The sequence below is a fragment of the Pseudomonas oleovorans subsp. oleovorans genome (assembly GCF_002197815.1).
GTDB classification, from domain to species: Bacteria; Pseudomonadota; Gammaproteobacteria; order Pseudomonadales; family Pseudomonadaceae; genus Aquipseudomonas; species Aquipseudomonas oleovorans.
This window is the reverse complement of record NZ_NIUB01000036.1, coordinates 1-19,931: the sequence shown is the minus strand read 5'-3', so window position 1 is coordinate 19,931 and position 19,931 is coordinate 1. Positions and strand designations below refer to the sequence as shown.

Genomic DNA, 19,931 nt, shown 5'->3' with positions numbered 1-19,931 from the left:
AAAAAGGGCAGGACTACTGCCCTGCCCGCTCCAATCAGTTGTTATACAGATCGATGATCGCGCTGACTGCCTGCGACTTGACCTTGCTGGCATCGTTGCGCGCCTGCTCGATCTTATCCAGGTAGGCCTCATCGACGTCACCAGTGACGTACTTGCCGTCAAACACTGCGCAGTCGAAGTTGTCGATCTTGATCTTCTTGCTGCCGCTGACTGCTTCGATCAGGTCCGGCAGGTCCTGATAAACCAGCCAGTCGGCACCGATCAGCTCGCAGACCTCCTCGGTGCTGCGGCCATGGGCGATCAGCTCATGGGCGCTGGGCATGTCGATGCCGTAGACGTTCGGGTAGCGCACCGCCGGGGCTGCCGAGCAGAAGTAGACATTCTTCGCGCCGGCCTCGCGGGCCATCTGAATGATCTGCTTGCAGGTGGTGCCACGGACGATGGAGTCGTCCACCAGCATCACGTTCTTGCCGCGGAACTCCAGCTCGATGGCGTTGAGCTTCTGCCGTACGGATTTCTTGCGCGCCGCCTGGCCGGGCATGATGAAGGTGCGGCCGATGTAGCGGTTCTTGACGAAACCTTCGCGGAATTTCACGCCCAGGTGATTGGCCAGCTCCAACGCCGCGGTACGGCTGGTGTCAGGAATCGGGATGACCACGTCGATGTCATGATCCGGACGCTCGCGCAGGATCTTGTCGGCCAGCTTCTCGCCCATGCGCAGACGCGCCTTGTACACCGAGATACCGTCCATGATCGAGTCCGGGCGCGCCAGGTAAACGTGCTCGAAGATGCAGGGCGCATACTGCGGGTTGGCCGCGCACTGACGGGTGAACAGCTTACCCTCTTCGGTGATGTAGACCGCCTCGCCCGGCGCCAGGTCGCGGATCAGGGTGAAGCCGAGCACGTCCAGCGATACGCTCTCGGACGCGATCATGTACTCGACACCTTCATCGGTATGGCGCTGGCCGAAGACGATCGGACGAATGCCATTCGGGTCGCGGAAGCCGACGATGCCATAGCCGGTGATCATCGCGACGACGGCGTAACCGCCCAGGCAGCGCTCGTGCACGTGGGTAACGGCGGCGAACACATCTTCTTCGGTCGGCTGCAGCTTGCCGCGCTGGGCCAACTCATGGGCGAACACGTTGAGCAGCACTTCCGAATCGGAGTTGGTGTTCACGTGACGCAGATCGGACTCGTAGATTTCCTTGGCCAACTGCTCGACGTTGGTCAGGTTGCCGTTGTGCGCCAGGGTGATGCCGTACGGCGAGTTGACGTAGAACGGCTGAGCTTCGGCCGAGCTGGAGCTGCCAGCGGTCGGGTAGCGCACATGGCCGATGCCCATATGGCCAACCAGGCGCTGCATGTGGCGCTGCTGGAACACGTCACGCACCAGGCCGTTGTCCTTGCGCAGGAACAGGCGGCCATCATGGCTGGTGACAATACCGGCAGCATCCTGGCCGCGGTGCTGAAGGACGGTGAGCCCGTCATACAGCGCCTGATTGACGTTCGATTTACCGACGATACCGACGATGCCACACATGTGCCACGACCCCTGCTAGATAGTTCAGGCTAATTCAGCGACCGATGCAGCGGTTACTCCGCAGCGGTCACTCTTTTAAAGCAGATCAGCTGGGTGAGCCGATCCACCGGTAAACCACTGATCGGACCACCCCAGAATGAGGTTCTTCGACCAGTCGGCGACCATCAGAAAATGCGGCACCAGTTGCGACTGTTGCCACCACGTATCCTGCTCCACTGGCGCCAGGCTGATCAGCCCGACCAGCAGCACCACCAACAAACCACCACGTGCGGCGCCGAAAACCATACCGAGAAAACGGTCGGTACCGGACAGACCAGTCACGCGGATCAGCTCACCGATGAGGAAATTGACCAGAGCGCCCACCAGCAAGGTGGCGATGAAGAGAATGGCACAGGCTGCGATGACCCGCGCGGAAGGCGTTTCGATAAATTCGACGAGATGCTGGGCCAGTGCGCCACCGAACATCCAGGCGACCACACCTGCGATGATCCAGGTCAGCAGCGACAGGGCTTCCTTGACGAAACCGCGCTTCAGACTGATCAAACTAGAAATGGCGATGACGGCGATGATCGCCCAATCGACCCAGGTGAATACCACGGTGCGGCCTACCAGCGGAAAAGGCGGAGCATTTTAGCAGAGCCCGGCGCATCGGGTAACCAGGCGCTGCAAAGTCCCTTGCGTGCTTAGCCTGCTTCCGGCTGGAAGCGCACGACAAAACCGCTGAGTTTGTGCTGGCGGTTGAGCTGGTCACGCAGACGCTCGGCCTCGGCGCGCTCGATCAACGGCCCGACAAACACCCGATTCATGCCATCGAAAGTACGGATATAGGCGTTGTAGCCCTGACTGCGCAGCGTTTTCTGCAGATTTTCTGCTCCAGCGCGACTGGACAGACTGGCCAACTGCACTGACCAGCTGATCGGCAGACTGTTGGCGTCCAGGCGCCCTTCCGGCTTGGCAGGAGCAGCGCTCGCCGCCTGTTCGGTCTTGACCGGATCGGGCTTGCTCTGTTGCGCGACAGGCGGCGGGGTCGGCTTGGGCTGCTCAGGCACCTCGACGATCTGAGGCTCCACCTCTTCGACGGGAACCGGCTCCCGCGGCAACTCCTCGGGCTCGACGACCTCGGCAGGCTGCACGATGACCTCGGCAGCAGCGGGCGCTTGCGGCATGGCCGGCGCATCCACTACCACGCGGCGCATCTCGTCCTCGCGCGACAGCAGCATCGGCAGGAAAATCACCGCCAGCGCCACCAGTACCAGAGCACCGACCATGCGCTGTTTGAGCCCACTGTCCAGCATTGCCATCCCCAATCCCCTTATCAAGCCGGGCGGGCCAGCCAATCCAGGGCCTCGGCCACGCAGAAAAACGATCCGAACAACAGTATCTCGTCACCCTCTGCCGCCTGCTCGCACTGCGCATCGAGCGCAGTACGCACATCCGGGTACTGCACCACCGCCGCGCCCTGCCCCCGCAGGTGCTCGGCCAGGTCATCGGCAGAGCGTGAACGCGGCGTATCCAGCGGCGCCACGGCCCAGCCAGCAACCAGACTCAGAAGCGGCGACACCACGCCGGGCAGATCCTTGTCGGCCAACAAACCGAACACCGCCCAGCGCTGCCCGGCCAGCGGGCGACTCTCCAGGCGCTGCGCCAGATAATCGGCGGCATGAGGATTATGCCCAACATCGAGCAACAGTGTGAGTGACTTGCCTCGCCAATCCAGCGCACGACGATCCAGACGCCCGGTTACCCGCGTGGCGAGCAGGGCCTGAACGACCTGCTGGTGATTCCACGGCAGCGGCAGAAGCGCATAGGCCTGCAACGCCAGCGCCGCGTTTTCCATCGGCAGATCGAGAAGCGGCAGCTGCTCCAACCGCAGCACCTGGCCATGCGCATCGAGGCCATACCAGGACCAGTCCTGCGCCTGCACACTGAGGTCGTAGTCACGACCACGCAGGAACAACGGCGTGTCCAAAGTCACCGCCTGCTCCAGCAAGGGCTGCGGTGGGTCGAGATCACCGCACAACGCAGGCATGCCGGCGCGCATGATCCCGGCCTTTTCGAAGGCGACCGATTCACGGGTATCGCCCAGCCAGTCGGCGTGATCCAGACCAATGCTGGTGATCAGGGCCAGATCGGCATCGACCAGGTTCACCGCATCCAGGCGTCCACCGAGGCCGACTTCGAGCACCACGGCATCCAGCTGAGCACGCTCGAACAGCCAGAAGGCCGCCAGCGTACCCATCTCGAAATAGGTCAGGGAAATTTCACCACGCGCGGCCTCGACCGCAGTGAAAGCCCGACACAGCTCTTCATCGCCCGCCTCGCGCCCATCCAGCAACACACGCTCGTTGTAACGCAGCAGGTGCGGTGAACTGTAGACACCGACACGCTGCCCCTGAGCTGCGATCAGGCTGGCGAGAAAGGCGCAGGTAGAGCCCTTGCCATTGGTACCGGTGACGGTAACCACCAATGGCGCGGGTTTGCCCAGGCCGAGCCGCTGCGCCACCTCACGCGAGCGCTCCAACCCCATGTCGATGGCCGACGGATGCAACCGCTCGAGGTAGGCGAGCCACTCGCCCAGGCTACGTTCGGTCATGCAGTGGCCGGCAGGGAAACCGGAGACGGACGATTCATCATTTGCGCAAGCAGACGCGCCAGGCGTGGACGCAGTTCATTGCGCGAAATGATCATGTCGATGGCGCCATGTTCCAGCAGGAACTCGCTACGCTGGAAGCCTTCCGGCAGCTTCTCGCGCACGGTCTGCTCGATCACGCGCGGGCCGGCAAAACCGATCAGCGCCTTCGGCTCGGCCACGATGACATCACCAAGCATCGCCAGGCTGGCGGAAACACCGCCATAGACCGGATCAGTCAGCACGGAGATGAACGGCAGGCCTTCTTCACGCAGGCGCGCCAGGGCGGCGGCAGTCTTGGCCATCTGCATCAGCGAGATCAGCGCTTCCTGCATGCGCGCGCCGCCGGAAGCGGAGAAGCACACCAGCGGGCAGCGTTTTTCCAGCGCGACATTGGCCGCCCGAACGAAACGCTCGCCAACGACGGCGCCCATGGAACCACCCATGAAGGAAAACTCGAACGCGCAAACGGCGATCGGCATACCTTCGAGGGTGCCGCTCATGGAGATCAGCGCGTCTTTCTCGCCAGTCTGCTTCTGCGCAGCGCTCAGACGATCCTTGTACTTCTTGCTGTCGCGGAATTTCAGGCGGTCGACCGGCTCGAGATCGGCACCGATCTCCTCGCGCCCCTCGGCATCGAGGAAGAGGTCGATACGCGCACGAGCACCGATACGCATGTGGTGATTGCACTTGGGGCAGACATCGAGTGCCTTTTCCAGCTCAGGACGGTAGAGCACGGCATCACAGGACGGACATTTGTGCCACAGGCCCTCGGGCACAGAGCTCTTCTTCACCTCGGAACGCATGATCGAGGGAATGAGTTTGTCTACCAACCAGTTGCTCATGCTGTCATTTCTCCATAACCGTTGGTTCGGATGAACGCCTCATCGTGAAACGCCCATCTCCAGCAATTCTTTTCTGCCGCACCCAGCGCCCGCCGAAACGAGCCAAGGCGGCGTGACAGGCTAATTGACGGCCCTGTTTCAATCGCCGTCACATCGAGCATCACGCACTGCCCGCACGAATGCACGAATCTTGCCTGCATCCTTTATGCCTTTACCGGCCTCTACCCCGCCGCTGACATCCACGGCATAGGGCCGCACCTGGCGAATAGCCGTCGCGACATTGCCTGCATCCAGGCCGCCGGCCAGGATGATTGGCTTGGCGGCATTTTCCGGCACCAGCGACCAATCGAACGAAGCGCCCGTACCACCCGGAACGCCCTCGACGAAGGTATCGAGCAGAATACCCCGCGCACCAGCGTACGGCGCCATGGCGGCCGATACGTCCTCACCGGGGCGAACCCGCAGCGCCTTGATATAGGGGCGGCCATGGCCTTCACAGTCGGCCGGCGACTCATCACCGTGAAACTGCAGCAGATCCAGCGGCAGGCGCTGCAACAACTGTTGCAGCTCGTCGTGCGGCATGTCGACGAACAGCCCGACACTGGTCACGAACGGCGGTAACGCCTGCAGGATAGCTGCGGCCTGCTCGATGCTGACTGCTCGCGGGCTTTTCCCGTAGAACACCAGACCAATGGCGTCGGCTCCCGCCTCCACCGCTGCCAGAGCATCCTCGATGCGGGTGATCCCACAAATCTTGCTACGTACGACCGTCACGTTCATACCTCTCGCCATCCGGGCTCGGATGGTAACAAAGGGTTATAGCTGTCGCACGTCCGGCAGACCGGAGAGAAAATGCGGCCCGAGATAGCGCTGCGGCAATTCGAACTCCTCCGGGTAATCGACTTGTATCAGATAGAGACCGTAGGGGTGCGCCGTCACTCCCCCGCTATGTCGATCGCCGCGCTCGAGCACCTCGCGCGCCCATTCCGGCGGCCGCTCACCCGCACCAATGGTCATCAACACGCCGGCGATGTTACGCACCATATGATGCAGAAAAGCATTGGCGCGAATATCCAGCACGATGAAGCGACCATGCTCGATAAGTTGCAGGTGGTGCACGGTCTTGATCGGTGACTTGGCCTGGCAACGGGTTGCCCGGAAGGCGCTGAAATCATGAGTGCCGACCAGCGCCAGGGCCGCTTCACGCATGCGCGCCACATTCAGCGGCCGATGATTCCAGGTGACTTCCTCGGCCATATGCGCCGGGCGAATCGGATCGTTGTAGATCACGTAGCGGTAGCGTCGCGCGATGGCCGAGAAGCGTGCATGAAAGTGCGCCGGCATCACCTTCGCCCAGGTCACGCTAATGTCACCGGGCAAATTCATGTTGGCGCCCATGATCCACGCGTGCAGCGAACGCTCGACAGTGGTATCGAAATGCACCACCTGACCACTGGAATGCACAGAAGCATCGGTACGCCCTGCGCACAGAATGCTGACCGGGGCACCACCGGCGACCTTGGACAAGGCATTTTCCAGGTGACCCTGGATCGACGGAACATTCGCGCCCTGGCGCTGGAACCCGCGATAACGTGCGCCCTTGTATTCGAGGCCCAGGGCGATTCTGAAAAAGCCAGCGGCCGCCATTTCGGCGGCCGCTACAGGTACTGCATCAGACATTTATCAATCAAACCAACTTGCTAATCATCTCACGAGCTTCTTGCTGCTGGGCGTCACTGCCCTCGGCAACCACTTCTTCGAGAATGTCGCGCGCACCTTCGGTGTCGCCCATGTCTATATAAGCCCGAGCCAGATCCAGCTTGGTCGCAGTTTCATCGGTGCCGGACAGGAAGTCGAAGTCATCATCGCCATCCAGATCACTGGACAGGCTGCTGGCCGGCGCCAGCGGAGCTGCTTGCGGCTCTTCGAGGTCAGCTGACAGCTGATCCAGCTCGGCGGTCACTTCATCCAGCTGCGCAGCGAAGCTGTCGGATGCAACAGCCGGCTGAACCGGAGTTTCGTCTTCGAGCGAGAGATCGAAGTCAGCCGGCAGATCGAGATTGGCAGATGGCGCTTCTTCAGCCAGATCCAGGCTCAGATCGGAAAGATCCTCGGCCGGCTGGTTCAGCGGTGCATCGTCATCGAGGCTCAGCAGGAAATCATCAGCTTCATCGCTGGCTGCCGGAGCCGCCTCATCCAGATCCAGGCTGAAGGCGGACAGATCGTCGGTCGGCTGGGACAGCTCAACCTTGTCATCATCCAGGGCGAGATCGAAGCCCAGATCGTCGTCGGCAGAAGCTGCCGGCGCGGCGGGTTCATCGACCAGACCGAAGTCCAGATCATCATCCAGCGACAACGGCGCTTGCTCAGCCTTGCTCGACTGAACATCGCTCTCCAGATCGGCCTCCAGGTCATCGAGGCTCAGATCGAAGGCATCATCCAGATCAGCGCCGGTGGAAGCAGGCGTTTCTGCGGTCGGTTCATCCAGACTGAGGTCGTCCAGACTGAAGTCGCCCATGTCGTCATCGACGGAGGCAGCGGCAGCTGCGGCACCCACACCTGCGAAGGCTGCGATCGCTGGATACTTGGACTTCAGCAGCTCGGCTTCGGCATTCACCCCGCCGATCTCGCGCAGCTCGTTATCCTGACGGGCAAAGCCTTCGCGGTCACCCAGCTCGGCGTAGACTTCCATCAGCTTCAGACGCAGATCGGCGCGGTGCGGCTCGTCATTAATCGCGTTCTGCAGCAGTTCGGCCGCCTGATTGAAGCGCCCGTAAGCAATGTAGATATCAGCCTCGCCCAACGCGTCGCCAGTCTGCGCCGTGACACGCTCCTCGCCAGCGGCCTGGGCGGTCTGGACAGGCTCATCGTCGAGGCCAGCGAAACTGTCTTCAGGCATGTCCAGGTCGGAGGCAAACGCCTGTTCCTGAGACAGGTCGTCGGCCAGTTCATCTTGCAGCTCGGACTCTTTCTGGGCGTTGCGGCGCGACAGCGCCATCAGGCCGGCCAACAGAAGCAGAAGCGCCCCACCACCGGCCAGACCCAGCGTCATCGGGTTAGCCAGCAGGTCATCAATGAAGCTCTGTGGGGCCGGTGCAGGCGCAGGAGCAGGTGTAGCAGGTTTGACTGCTTCGGCCGGCTTGACCGGGGCGGCTGGTTCAACGGCAGCAGCCGGCTCACTGGCCGGCTGTTGGGTTGCGGCGGTGCTGTCCTCGACGGGCGCAGCCGGTTCCTCGGAATAGTTGTAGTCAGGCGCTGCCTCCTCAGTCGGCGTAGTCGGCGGCGTGGCCGCCTCCACAGCGGGCGGCGCGGCCTCAGGCGCTGCTGCCGGAGTTTCCGCAGGCGGTTCTTCCGTTGCAGCAGGAGCTGCGGGCGCAGCCGACAGGTCGGCCTGCAACTTGGCCAACTGGCTGTCCTTCAGCTCCACCAGACGCTGCAGCTTGTCCAGCTGGCTTTGCAGGTCACTGACACGGCTCTGCAGTTCGGCGTTCTCACGACGAGTCGAATCCAGGCTTTCCTGAGTCACTGCCAGCTTGTCGGCCAGCGCCTTGCTGCCAGCCGCACCGGTATCGCTACCGCGAGTGGACTGACCTGCTTCAGCAGCGACCAGTTTCAGGCTATCACCCGCCTCTGCAGTCGCCGGCGCAGCGCCCGCTGTGGTGCGGCGAGTGGCATCCAGCTGACGCGAAGCGACAGCACGGCCTTCACGCCAGGCGGCATTCTGCTCGGCAACCTGAGCGATCGCCTCGGCATTGCTGCGGCTGCGAATCTGCTGTTCGTCCGGCAGGCGAAGTACCTGACCGCTCTTCATACGGTTGATATTGCCGCCGATGAAGGCATCCGGATTCAGATCCTGAATGGCCAGCATGACCTGATTGACCGAGCCACCACCGACGCGCTGGGCGATTTCCCAGAGCGTATCGTTGGCAGTGGTTCTGTATTCGTTACCGGCAATGGCGCGCGACGCCGGGGCCGGTGCGGCAGGACGCGGGGCCGGAGCGGGTGCTGCAGTGCGCGACGCAGAAGCGGAAGCAAGCGCCGCAGACGGACGCGGTGCAGGCGCGGCGATAGGCAGTTGCGGCGCAGCGGCTACGGTAGTTTGCGGAGAGTAAAGCGGCGGATCGAGCAGCAGGGTGTATTCACGCAACAAGCGCCCGTTCGGCCAGAGCACTTCAACCAGGAAGTTGAGGTAAGGCTCACGCACGCTCTTGCTCGAGGTGATGCGGATAACGCTCTTGCCGTTGGGCTTCAATACCGGGGTGAACTTGAGGTCGGTCAAAAAGTACTGACGGTCGACGCCAGCTTTGATGAACTCCTCAGGGGACGCGAGGCTGGGAATCACCTCATTGGAAGCAAGGTCGCGTACCTCCAGCAATTCGATTTCCGCTACCAACGGCTGATTCAGCGACGATTGCAGGGTAACTTCACCCAGCCCCAGCGCATGCGCCATACCGGAAGACAGCGCGGAAGCGGCTGCGATTGCCAGCACCAGTTTGCGAACCCGAACCATAGCGTTATCCCTTGTTTTATCTTTTTCTCGGCATGCGAGTGGGTCTTGAGAATTGCTGCCTGCCTCCGCTCCACGAGCGGCTCCCCATTCAGCAATCAACTCAGCCAGTATTGCCAAGCTAGAAAGATTCTTCAAAATTCTAGGTAAGTATCTTTTACAGATAGTGTTTTATCAATAACTCAGCTATCTGCACAGCATTAAGGGCGGCGCCTTTTCTTACATTATCAGACGCAATCCACAAATTGAGTTGCCTTGGATCGCTCACGCCGCGCCGGACACGCCCCACATAGACCTGATCCTGCCCCACTGCATCACCCACTGCAGTCGGGTAATCGCCGACCTCTACCAACTCGATGCCCGGCGCGACCTCGAGCAATTGCAGCACTGTACTGATATCGATAGCCGAATCAGCATACACGCCCAGTGCGAGACTATCGCCAAAGAACACCGGCACCAAGGCGCAGGTGGCTGCTACCGGAAGCCCAGGCAGACTCAATAACTGTTGAATCTCGGCCACCAGACGCTTCTCCAACTGAGCATGCCCGTGGTCATCCACCTCGCCGACCTGCGCCAGCAGATTGAACGCGATCTGTCGATCTACCGCCTTCGATTCCAGCGGGCGCCCGTTGAGCAGCTCGGCGGTCTGCCGCGCCAGCTCCTGCACACCGCTACGCCCCAGAGTGGAGATCGACAGCATGGCAGTCACCTGCAGCTGCTGGGGTTGCAGTACAGGCCTCAGCGTCGCCAGCACCAGCGCACAGGCAACCGCCGAAGGCGTAGGCGCACTGACACACCACGGCTTGGTCAATGCCGGCAAACCTGCGGCGCCAAGTTCGGGCAATACGCATGGTGCTTGCTCCAGCGAAAAAGCAGCACTCAGATCGATAACGGAACAACCGGCTGCGACCACGCGCTCATGATGGCTGCGCGTCACGTCAGAGCCCGCAGCAAAGAACGCCAGTTGCACCTGAGTGAAATCGAAGGCATCGAGCGATCTGACCCGCACCTGCCGACCACGGAAAGAAAGACTCTGTCCAGCCGACTCGCTGCTGGCCAGCAGATGCAGATCCTTCACCGGAAACTCACGCTCTTCGAGCAATTCGACCAGCGCTTCGCCGACGTTGCTGGTGGCGCCGATCACGGCGATATTGATGGACTGACTCATGAGCTGACCTACAACACAGAGGGAGCGGCACTGTAACTGCGGCCCATCGCCCAGGCAATCGGCTCCTCCAGAAAACACAAAGCCCCTCTGCCGAGACAGAAGGGCTTTGTTTGATACTGGATGCCGGCTTCGCGCTTAGCGCTCCAGCAGAATCCGCAGCATGCGACGCAGCGGTTCGGCAGCCCCCCACAGCAGTTGGTCACCGACGGTGAACGCCCCCAGGTACTGCGAGCCCATGTTGAGCTTGCGCAGACGGCCGACCGGAACGCTCAGGGTGCCGGTCACGGCAGTCGGGCCGAGGTCACGGATGGAATCTTCGCGGTGGTTCGGCACCAGTTTGACCCAGGGATTGTGCTGGCTGATCAGGCCTTCGATGTCAGCCATCGGCACATCCTTGTTCAGCTTGATGGTCAGCGCCTGGCTGTGGCAACGCATGGCACCGATGCGCACGCAAATGCCATCGACCGGGATCGGGTTCTTGAAACGACCGAGAATCTTGTTGGTTTCGGCCTGAGCCTTCCACTCTTCACGGCTCTGCCCGTTCGGCAGTTCCTTGTCGATGTAGGGGATCAGGCTGCCAGCCAGCGGCACACCGAAGTTGTCGACCGGGAAGCCTTCGCCACGCATGGCCTCGGCCACCTTGCGATCGATATCGAGGATGGCGCTGGCCGGGTCGGCCAGTTCATCAGCGACAGCGCCGTTGATTGCGCCCATCTGCTTGATCAGCTCACGCATGTTCTGCGCGCCAGCACCGGAAGCAGCCTGGTAGGTCATGGCACTCATCCACTCCACCAGACCAGCCTCGTACAGACCGCCGAGCGCCATCAGCATCAGGCTGACGGTGCAGTTGCCGCCGATGTAGTTCTTGGTGCCGGCGTCCAGCGCCTGGTCGATCACCTTGCGGTTGACCGGATCGAGCACGATCACCGAGTCGTCATCCATGCGCAGGCTGGAGGCCGCGTCGATCCAGTAGCCCTGCCAGCCGGCTTCACGCAGCTTGGGGAATACTTCATTGGTGTAGTCGCCGCCCTGGCAGGTCAGGATCACGTCCAGACCCTTGAGGTCGTCAATGCTGTAGGCATCTTTCAGCGCAGCGATGTCCTTGCCAATGGCAGGGCCCTGGCCACCGACATTGGAAGTGGTGAAGAACACCGGCTCGATCAGGTCGAAGTCCCGCTCTTCCAGCATGCGCTGCATGAGCACGGAACCGACCATGCCACGCCAACCGATCAGACCTACACGTTTCATAACGACTACACCTATATAAACAGCCCGCCGGAACCACCCCGGCGGGGCTGGGAAGATTACAGACTACGCAGCGCGGAGGCCACTGCATCACCCATGGCAGCGGTACCGACCTTGGTCTTGCCCTCGGACCAGATGTCACCGGTGCGCAGGCCCTGATCCAGCACCAGGCTCACCGCTTTCTCGATGGCATCGGCGGCAGCGACCTGGCCGAAGCTGTAACGCAGCATCATCGAGACCGAGAGAATGGTGGCCAGCGGGTTGGCGATGCCCTTGCCGGCGATGTCCGGCGCGGAGCCATGGCACGGCTCGTACATGCCCTTGTTGTTGGCGTCCAAGGATGCCGACGGCAGCATGCCGATGGAACCGGTCAGCATCGAAGCTTCGTCAGACAAAATGTCACCAAACATGTTGTCGGTGACCATCACGTCGAATTGCTTGGGTGCGCGTACCAGTTGCATGGCGGCGTTGTCGACGTACATGTGGCTCAGTTCGACGTCCGGGTAATCCTTGGCCACTTCCTCGACCACAGCGCGCCACAGCTGGCTGGACGCCAGGACGTTGGCCTTGTCCACCGAGCACAGCTTCTTGCCACGCACGCGCGCCATGTCGAAACCGACCTTGGCGATGCGGCGGATTTCGCTCTCGCTGTACGGCAGGGTGTCGTACGCCATGCGCTCGCCGTTTTCCAGCACCTTGCTTTCGCGCGGCTGGCCGAAGTAGATGCCGCCGGTCAGCTCACGGACGATGAGGATATCCAGGCCAGCGACCACTTCCGGCTTGAGGCTGGAGGCCTCGGCCAACTGCGGGTAGAGAATGGCCGGACGCAGGTTGCCGAACAGGCCCAGCTGCGAGCGGATCTTCAGCAGGCCACGCTCGGGACGGATGGCCGGGTCGATGGTGTCCCACTTCGGCCCGCCAACGGCGCCGAGCAGCACGGCATCGGCAGACTTGGCGCGCGCCAGGGTTTCGTCGGCCAGCGGCACGCCGTAACGGTCGATGGCGGCACCGCCCAGGTCATCGAAGCTCAGCTCGAAACCCAGGGCGTACTTGTCGTTGGCCAGGTTCAGCACCTTGACCGCCTCGGCCATGATTTCCGGGCCGATACCGTCGCCCGGGAGAACCAGAATCTGCTTGCTCATCACATCCTCGTCAAACCGTAGGGTGCGCCATGCGCACCACCTGAACAATGAATCCGTCGGTGCGCGCAGCGCACCCTACCTGATCGCGCCGAACAACCAGGGGCTGTTCTGCTGGTGTTTGGCTTCGAAAGCCTTGATCGCCTCCTGATCCTGCAGGGTCAGGCCGATGTCGTCCAGGCCGTTGAGCAGGCAGTGCTTGCGGAAGGCATCGACCTCGAAGCTGTACTGCACGCCATCAGGGCGAGTCACGGTCTGCGCCTCGAGGTCGACGGTCAGCTGATAACCCTCGGTCGCCTCGGCCTGCTCGAACAGCGCATCGACTTCTTCGTCCTTGAGGACGATCGGCAGCAGGCCGTTCTTGAAGCTGTTATTGAAGAAGATGTCGGCGAAGCTCGGCGCGATCACCGTGCGGAAACCGTACTCGTCCAGCGCCCAGGGCGCGTGCTCGCGCGAAGAGCCGCAGCCGAAGTTCTCGCGGGCCAGCAGAACGCTGGCGCCCTGGTAGCGCGGGAAGTTGAGCACGAAGTCCTTGTTGATCGGGCGCTTGGAGTTGTCCTGGTTCGGCTGGCCGACATCCAGGTAGCGCCACTCGTCAAACAGGTTGGGGCCGAAGCCGGTGCGTTTGATCGACTTCAGAAACTGCTTGGGAATGATCTGGTCGGTGTCGACGTTGGCACGGTCGAGTGGGCAGACCAGGCCGGTGTGTTGGGTAAAGGCTTTCATCATCTAGCTCCTCAGGCCTGGATCAATTCGCGCACGTCGATGAAACGACCGGTAACCGCCGCCGCGGCAGCCATGGCCGGGCTCACCAGGTGGGTACGACCACCGGCGCCCTGACGGCCTTCGAAGTTGCGGTTGGAGGTGGACGCGCAATGCTCGCCACTGCCCAGCTTGTCCGGGTTCATCGCCAGGCACATGGAGCAACCCGGCTCACGCCATTCGAAACCGGCCTCGATGAAGATCTTGTCCAGCCCCTCGGCCTCGGCCTGCTGTTTCACCAGGCCAGAACCCGGCACCACCAGCGCCTGCTTGACGGTGGCGGCGACCTTGCGCCCCTTGGCCACCTCGGCAGCAGCGCGCAGGTCTTCGATGCGCGAGTTGGTGCAGGAACCAATGAACACGCGATCGAGCTGGATATCGGTGATCGGCTGATTGGCGCTCAGGCCCATGTACTTCAGCGCACGAGTGATCGAATCCTTCTTCACCGGGTCGCTTTCGCGGGCCGGGTCCGGCACGTTCTGATCGACGGCCAGAACCATCTCCGGCGAAGTGCCCCAGCTGACCTGTGGCTTGATGTCCTCGGCACGCAGCTCGACCACAGTGTCGAACACCGCATCGGCGTCGGACACCAGGTTCTGCCACTGCGCCACGGCTTTGTCCCAGTCGCTACCCTTGGGCGCGAACGGACGATCCTTGACGTAGGCGATGGTTTTCTCGTCCACCGCCACCAGGCCGACACGGGCGCCGGCCTCAATGGACATGTTGCAGATGGTCATGCGCCCTTCCAGCGACAGGTCGCGAATCGCGCTGCCGGCGAACTCCAGGGCATGGCCATTGCCGCCAGCGGTGCCGATCTTGCCGATCACGGCCAGCACGATGTCCTTGGCGGTAACGCCGAACGGCAGCTTGCCTTCAACGCGCACCTGCATGTTCTTCATCTTCTTGGCGACCAGGCACTGGGTGGCGAGCACGTGCTCGACCTCGGAGGTGCCGATGCCGTGGGCCAGCGCACCGAAGGCGCCATGGGTGGAGGTGTGCGAGTCGCCGCAAACCACGGTCATGCCCGGCAGCGTGGCGCCCTGCTCCGGCCCGACCACGTGGACGATGCCCTGGCGCACGTCGTTCATCTTGAATTCGAGGATGCCAAAGTCATCGCAGTTCTCGTCCAGGGTCTGCACCTGGATGCGCGAGACTTCGTCGGCGATGGCCTCGAGGCCGCCCTGACGCTCGGCCTTGGTGGTCGGCACGTTGTGATCCGGCGTGGCGATGTTGGCGTCGATGCGCCACGGCTTGCGCCCGGCCAGACGCAGGCCTTCGAAAGCCTGCGGTGAGGTCACCTCATGGAGGATGTGACGATCAATGTAGATCAGCGAGGAACCGTCGTCGCGACGTTTCACTTCGTGCATTTCCCAGAGCTTGTCGTAGAGCGTCTTGCCAGTCATCAGCCTTACCTCATCAGCGCCTTTTGAGCACATCCGGAAACTGCCTGCGTTATCACCGCCCGGCGTCAGAAGTGCACCTTTCTATGCCTGGGCGAAAATGGCCCTTCGGCTTATGGGGAGAATGCTATGGCCGGGGACGAAATAACTCAAATTCATATTTTTTATTCAAAGGATTCCGAAGAGGAATGTATGCTCAGCGCATCATTACTTACCGGAGCGCTCCATGGATCTGGCCAACCTCAACGCCTTTATCGCCATCGCCGAAACCGGCAGCTTTTCCGAAGCCGGCGAGCGCCTGCACCTGACCCAGCCTGCCGTAAGCAAGCGCATCGCCGGCCTGGAACAGCAACTGGGCGTGCGCCTGTTCGACCGCCTCGGCCGCGAAATCGGCCTCACCCAGGCCGGCCGCGCCCTGTTGCCGCGCGCCTACCAGATTCTCAACGTGCTGGACGATACCCGTCGCGCGCTGACCAACCTGTCCGGTGAAGTCAGCGGCCGCCTGACCCTGGCGACCAGCCACCACATCGGCCTGCACCGCCTGCCCGCCCTGCTGCGCGCCTTTACTCGCGCGCATCCACAGGTGGCACTGGATATCCAGTTCCTCGACTCGGAGGTGGCATACGAAGAAGTCCTGCATGGCCGCGCCGAACTGGCGGTGATCACCCTCGCCCCGGAAACCCGTGAACCGATCCGCGCCGTCGCCGTGTGGGACGATCCGCTGGATTTCGTCGCCGCGCCGGAACACCCCCTGGCCCGCAGCCAGGCGATCAGCCTGGCCGACGTGGCGCAGCACCCAGCCGTCTTTCCCGGCGGCAACACCTTCACCCACCACATCGTCCAGCGCCTGTTCGAGGCTCAGAGCCTGACACCCAACATCGCCATGAGCACCAATTACCTGGAAACCATCAAGATGATGGTGTCCATCGGCTTGGCCTGGAGCGTACTGCCGCGCACCATGCTCGACGAACAGGTCGCGCGCCTGCCGATACCGGGCATCCAACTGACCCGCCAGCTGGGCTACATCCTGCATACAGAACGTACGCTATCGAATGCCGCGCGGGCATTCATGGATCTGCTCGACAGCCAGCGCGATGATCTTGCATAGGCGACTAGCCTGCGACTAACGTGGCGACAGAACGATAAGAAACGTGTCTACATGCCACTCACGACCGCCCCGCGCATCGCGCACTCCAGAGGAAGGTACGGCCATGGCCAGATCGACTGACCAGACCCCGCCCCTGCCACATATACCGGCGATGGATCCCGCCGAATTCGAGCAAACCTGGCAAGACGCGCCGCGTTTGCTTGCCGCGCTGAACGGCGCCCATCTCGGCACCTGGTATTGGGACATTCGCAGTGGCCAGGTGAACTGGTCGCGCGGCGCCCAGGCCCTGTTCGGCCTCGACCCCAATCGCCCGGTCACGCGAGAACTGCACTACATCGAGCTGATTCCCGAAGAGGAACGTGCCGAGGTCCTGGCTAAATTCAACGCCATCCTCAAGGGCGAACAGATTGGCAACGCCCTGCGCCACCGTATTCGCTGGCCAGACGGCAGCCTGCACTGGCTGGAGATCACCGGCAGCCTGCAACGCGAGGCCGATGGTCGGCCGCGCATGTTCGGCGTGATCCGTGACATCAGCGCCCAGCAGGAGCGTGCCGAAGCCCTGCGCGCCTCCGAGGAACGCTTCGCCAGCCTGTTCCGCCTGAGCCCCGACATCATGATGTTGGTGCGCTACGACAACAGCGAGATTGTCGAGGTCAACCAGCACTTCACCCACGCCTTCGGCTGGAACGCCAGCGACATTCTTGGCCGCCCCATCCATGAGCTGAATCTCTGGGTTCACGCCAGCCAACGCGATCAGTTGCGCCAGCAAGCGCCGCTGAGCCGCGAGCCGGTGATTCAGGAAGTACAACTGCGCACCCGTGGTGGCGATATTCTCGATGGCGTACTGTCGAGCCAGTACATCGAGCTGCAGGGCGAGCGCCTGGTGCTCTGCACCTTCCTCGATACCAGCGAACGCAAGCGCGCAGAAAACGCCCTGCGCGCCAGTGAGGAAAAGTTCGCCAAGGCCTTCATGCATACGCCCGACGCGGTGGCCATCACTGACCGGGCGACCGGCCGCTTCATCGAGGTCAACCCGAGTTTCGAGCAGCAATTTGGCTGGAGCAGCGCCGAGGCCGTGGGCCGCACCTCACTGGAGTTGGGCATCTGGGCTGACCCCAGCGACCGCCAGCGTATGCTCGACGCCGCGCAGACCGGGCGCCTGAACAACCTTGAGGTACGACTGTTCAGCCGCGACGGCAGCGTCACCAGCAACTTGCTGTTCGGTGGCGAAATCGAGTTGAACGGCACCACCTGCCTGGTCCTCACCGTGCGCAACATCACCGAGCAGCGCGCGCAGGAGCAGGCACTCAACGAAAGCAGGCAGCGCCTGCGCCTGGCCCTGGAGTCGGCCGACCTGGGCACCTGGGACTGGCACATCCCCAGTAGTCGGCTGTTTGCCAGCGCCCGTGCCTCCCAGCTGCACGGCCTGGAGTCGTTACCGTTCGAAGGCGCCTTCCTCGACTTCTTCCGTCAGGTACCGATGGAGGATCGACACAGTCTGCGCCAGAGCTACCAAAGCCTGGTCGCAGAACACCGCAGCCACTATCAGGTCACCTATCGCGTGCAACTGGAAAATGGCGGCCTGCGCTTTCTCGAAAGCACCGCCAAACTGCAGCTCGACGATACCGGCCAACCGCAGCGCATGGTCGGCACGCTGGTCGATATCAGCGAGCGACTGCTGCGCGAGCAGCGCCTGCAAGCCTCGGAAGAGAAATTTGCCAAGGCCTTCCACTCCAGCCCGGACGCCATCACCATCACCGAACGTGACAGCGGGCGCTATATCGAGGTCAACGAAGGCTTCACCCGCATCACCGGCTATCTGCCGGACGAAGTAGTCGGTCGCACGGCCTTCGAGCTGGACATCTGGGCCTACCCCGAAGAGCGCGTGCGCATGATCGAGCACCTGACCCAGCAGGGCCAGGTGCTGCACATGGAAATGCATGGCCGGCATCGTGACGGCGAGGTGCACCTGGTCGACGTTTCCGTGCAGCCCATCGAGCTCAATGATGTGCCCTGCCTGCTGCTCACCGCACGCGACATCAGTGAACTGAAGCAGGCGCAGGCACAGGTACAGCACCTGGCCTACCACGACGCGCTGACCAACCTGCCCAACCGCGCCCTGCTGATGGACCGCCTGACGCAACAGATCGCCCTGCTCAAGCGTCATGATCTGCGCGGCGCCCTGTTGTTTCTCGATCTCGACCACTTCAAGCACATCAACGACTCACTCGGTCACCCCGTCGGCGACTCCGTGCTGCGTCTGGTCACCGCGCGCCTGGAAGCCAGCGTGCGCCTGGAGGACACCGTGGCCCGCCTCGGCGGCGACGAATTCGTGGTGCTGCTCTCCGGCCTGGAAGGCAAGCGCTCGGAGGTCACCCGCCACGTACGTCAGGTCGCCGACAAGCTGCGCCAGCTACTCGCCGAGCCGATGCTGCTGGACGGTCACCGCCTGCAGGTAACCCCGAGCATCGGCGTCGCCCTGATTCCCGATCACGGCAATACACCGGCGGATCTGCTCAAGCGCGCCGATATCGCCCTCTACCGCGCCAAGGACTCCGGGCGTAACGCCATCCAGCTGTTTCGCACCACCATGCAGGAGGCCGCCAGCGCACGCCTGCGTCTGGAGAACGATCTGCGCCTGGCCCTGGCGCGTGGCGAGTTCGAACTGCACTTCCAGCCGCAGGTGGACGCCCGTGATGGCAAGGTGGTCGGCGCCGAGGCACTGTTGCGCTGGCAGCATCCGCAGCTGGGCCCACAGTCGCCCGCGCAGTTCATCCAGGTGCTGGAAGAAAGCGGGCTGATCGTCGAGGTCGGCGGCTGGGTACTGGCCGAGGCCTGCCATTTCTGCTCGCGCCTGATGGCAGATGGATTGGTCGACGGCGAACGCTTCAGCCTGTGCGTCAACATCAGCCCGCGACAATTTCGCCAGCATGACTTCGTCGACCGGGTCGCCAGCAGCCTGCGCAACAGCCAGCTACCCAACGCCATGCTCAAACTGGAGATCACCGAAGGCATCGTCATTCAGAATATTGATGACACCGTCGGCAAGATGTTGCGCCTGAAAAAGCACGGCGTCAGCTTCGCCATGGACGATTTCGGCACAGGTTACAGCTCGCTGACCTATCTCAAGCGCCTGCCGGTGGACATGCTGAAGATCGATCAGTCCTTCGTGCGTGACGCCACCCACGATCCCAACGATGCCGAGATCATCCGTGCCATCGTCGCCATGGCGCGCAGCCTGGGCCTGGCGCTGATCGCCGAGGGTGTGGAGCAGCAGGACCAACTGGACTTTCTACAAGCGCAGGGTTGCCACCTCTATCAGGGCTACCTGTTCAGCAAACCGCTACCGCAGGAGGCCTTTCGTGAACTACTGGAAAGGCAGCGAGCGTAACCTGTCAGCACCCTCGGTGCGCACGGCGCACCCTGCCTATCGCTTGAATCGGGTAGGAGGCGGGGTCACCCCCGCCGTCCTCCCACACCACCGTACGTACGGTTCCGTATACGGCGGTTCCTGCCTACTGACAAACAGCATCAGCGAGCTTGGTTCCGTTGATGTGTCGCCTGCGGTAGCTAAGCGCCCAGACC

The 19,931-nt window shown here is 62.4% G+C and carries 15 protein-coding genes; 2 read left to right on the top strand and 13 right to left on the bottom strand.

All coding sequences use genetic code 11. From position 1 onward, the window contains the following. Window positions 1-34 precede the first annotated feature (34 nt). The 13 genes from purF to leuC all read right to left on the bottom strand — a co-directional run bounded on the left by purF (window position 35) and on the right by leuC (window position 15,241). Entirely contained in the window at window positions 35-1,543 is a 1,509-nt protein-coding gene (gene purF / locus PSOLE_RS18650; RefSeq protein WP_003461126.1) for an amidophosphoribosyltransferase, read from the bottom strand. Window positions 1,544-1,618: 75 nt separating this feature from the next. Continuing rightward, window positions 1,619-2,140 (bottom strand): CvpA family protein, encoded by a 522-nt coding sequence (locus PSOLE_RS18645; protein WP_003461125.1) that lies wholly within the window; start codon window positions 2,138-2,140, stop codon window positions 1,619-1,621. Window positions 2,141-2,226: 86 nt separating this feature from the next. Next, a complete protein-coding gene (locus PSOLE_RS18640) occupies window positions 2,227-2,844 on the bottom strand; it encodes an SPOR domain-containing protein (protein ID WP_074859048.1) in 618 nt (205 codons plus the stop codon). 14 nt (window positions 2,845-2,858) lie between these two features. Next, a complete protein-coding gene (gene folC / locus PSOLE_RS18635; RefSeq protein WP_074859050.1) occupies window positions 2,859-4,136 on the bottom strand; it encodes a bifunctional tetrahydrofolate synthase/dihydrofolate synthase in 1,278 nt (425 codons plus the stop codon). After that, entirely contained in the window at window positions 4,133-5,017 is an 885-nt protein-coding gene (gene accD / locus PSOLE_RS18630) for an acetyl-CoA carboxylase, carboxyltransferase subunit beta (protein ID WP_003461114.1), read from the bottom strand. Before accD ends, folC begins: the two co-directional genes overlap by 4 nt. Window positions 5,018-5,155: 138 nt before the next feature. Continuing rightward, window positions 5,156-5,809, bottom strand: coding sequence for a phosphoribosylanthranilate isomerase (locus PSOLE_RS18625; RefSeq protein ID WP_074859053.1), 654 nt, complete (start codon window positions 5,807-5,809; stop codon window positions 5,156-5,158). A gap of 24 nt (window positions 5,810-5,833) precedes the next feature. Next, the gene (truA, locus tag PSOLE_RS18620; protein WP_003461110.1) at window positions 5,834-6,697 is read right to left on the bottom strand and encodes a tRNA pseudouridine(38-40) synthase TruA; all 864 of its coding nucleotides are present in this window, start codon (window positions 6,695-6,697) and stop codon (window positions 5,834-5,836) included. Window positions 6,698-6,704: 7 nt separating this feature from the next. Continuing rightward, window positions 6,705-9,527, bottom strand: a complete 2,823-nt coding sequence (locus PSOLE_RS18615) for a FimV/HubP family polar landmark protein (RefSeq protein ID WP_074859055.1) — start codon at window positions 9,525-9,527, stop codon at window positions 6,705-6,707. Window positions 9,528-9,681: 154 nt separating this feature from the next. Then, window positions 9,682-10,692: an aspartate-semialdehyde dehydrogenase gene (locus PSOLE_RS18610; RefSeq protein WP_003461107.1), complete on the bottom strand. Its 1,011-nt coding sequence runs from the start codon at window positions 10,690-10,692 to the stop codon at window positions 9,682-9,684. Window positions 10,693-10,827: 135 nt separating this feature from the next. Then, window positions 10,828-11,940 carry an aspartate-semialdehyde dehydrogenase gene (gene asd / locus PSOLE_RS18605; RefSeq protein WP_003461106.1) on the bottom strand — a complete coding sequence of 371 codons (1,113 nt, stop codon included), beginning with the start codon at window positions 11,938-11,940 and terminating at the stop codon, window positions 10,828-10,830. 56 nt (window positions 11,941-11,996) lie between these two features. Beyond that, window positions 11,997-13,079: a 3-isopropylmalate dehydrogenase gene (gene leuB, locus PSOLE_RS18600; protein WP_003461105.1), complete on the bottom strand. Its 1,083-nt coding sequence runs from the start codon at window positions 13,077-13,079 to the stop codon at window positions 11,997-11,999. Between the two features lie 75 nt (window positions 13,080-13,154). Then, the gene (leuD, locus tag PSOLE_RS18595; protein ID WP_074859058.1) at window positions 13,155-13,802 is read right to left on the bottom strand and encodes a 3-isopropylmalate dehydratase small subunit; all 648 of its coding nucleotides are present in this window, start codon (window positions 13,800-13,802) and stop codon (window positions 13,155-13,157) included. Window positions 13,803-13,813: 11 nt separating this feature from the next. After that, window positions 13,814-15,241, bottom strand: a complete 1,428-nt coding sequence (gene leuC, locus PSOLE_RS18590) for a 3-isopropylmalate dehydratase large subunit (RefSeq protein ID WP_074859061.1) — start codon at window positions 15,239-15,241, stop codon at window positions 13,814-13,816. A gap of 223 nt (window positions 15,242-15,464) precedes the next feature. Here leuC and PSOLE_RS18585 point away from each other — a divergent pair, with 223 nt between their 5' ends. Together PSOLE_RS18585 and PSOLE_RS18580 are read left to right on the top strand one after the other, a co-directional pair. Next, window positions 15,465-16,346, top strand: a complete 882-nt coding sequence (locus PSOLE_RS18585) for a LysR family transcriptional regulator (protein ID WP_074859064.1) — start codon at window positions 15,465-15,467, stop codon at window positions 16,344-16,346. A gap of 103 nt (window positions 16,347-16,449) precedes the next feature. Further along, window positions 16,450-19,737, top strand: a complete 3,288-nt coding sequence (locus tag PSOLE_RS18580) for a sensor domain-containing protein (protein WP_074859067.1) — start codon at window positions 16,450-16,452, stop codon at window positions 19,735-19,737. Window positions 19,738-19,931 lie beyond the last annotated feature (194 nt).